This window comes from Mycobacterium sp. IDUB_37 (assembly GCF_055419245.1).
Genome location: NZ_JBVAXG010000039.1, coordinates 1 through 469 on the forward strand (window position 1 = coordinate 1; position 469 = coordinate 469).

The following is a 469-nucleotide window of genomic DNA, read 5'->3' on the forward strand; positions in this document are numbered from 1 at the left end:
CGCCGCCGTCGCCACCGGCGCCGGCGTTGCCACCGGCCTGTCCGGCGCCGCCGGCACTGACCGTGGCGCTGCCGTTGTTGCCGTCGAGGCCGTTACCGCCCTTACCGCCCGCGCCACCGCTGCCGCCGGCCCCGCCGTCACCAGCCTTGGTTCCGAGACCACTGGCGTTACCACCGGCACCGCCGTCGCCGCCTTTACCGCCCGCACTGCCGCTAGTGCCGCTCTCACCCGCGTTGAGACCGTTCGCGCCAGCGGTTCCAGCCAAGCCGTTTCCGCCCGCCCCACCAGCGCCACCATCGGCGCCGAGACCATTGGCCGCGTTGCTGCCCGTACCTGCAGCACCGGCACCGCCAGCTCCGCCGGTGCCGATCGCTCCGGCGTTGCCGCCCAGCCCGCCGGCTCCGCCGTCGATGAAGCCGGTGACGCCGTCGGCGCCGCGGCCGCCGGTGCCTGCGGTGCCGGCGTTGCC

The 469-nt window shown here is 76.1% G+C and carries 1 pseudogene; it reads right to left on the reverse strand.

Annotated features, from left to right (window positions below):
- Nucleotides 1-469: pseudogene (locus ACZY1I_RS32200) on the reverse strand (hypothetical protein); the annotation flags it as partial.